1 protein-coding gene is annotated in these 274 nt (G+C 63.9%); it reads left to right on the forward strand.

Going from position 1 to position 274, the window contains the following annotated elements:
- Positions 1-93 precede the first annotated feature (93 nt).
- Positions 94-274: hypothetical protein (locus PUR71_RS00540; protein WP_329924286.1), on the forward strand; the 181-nt coding region annotated here is incomplete at its 3' end.

The following is a 274-nucleotide window of genomic DNA, read 5'->3' on the forward strand; positions in this document are numbered from 1 at the left end:
CCCCCCCACCCCCCCCCACCCCCCCCCCCCCCCGACGACCTCACCAACCAGAACCAGTCATACTACACCCAACAGCGTGACTGGAGTTCAGCCGTGTGCTCGACCCTTCTCACCCCCGCCTGGGCCTCCCACGAACTGCGCACCCCGCTCACGCTGCTTATTCTGGGCACAGCCGTCATACGCTATCCTACAGACTTAGTGGACTTCAGAGGTTTTGTCATGCTAAACAAGGACCACTACCCGCTGGTCGCCGCCGTCCTGCTCCCGGCCATCC

Origin of the sequence: Streptomyces sp. SP17BM10 (genome assembly GCF_036322405.1) — a bacterium.
In the GTDB taxonomy this organism is placed as follows: domain Bacteria; phylum Actinomycetota; class Actinomycetes; order Streptomycetales; family Streptomycetaceae; genus Kitasatospora.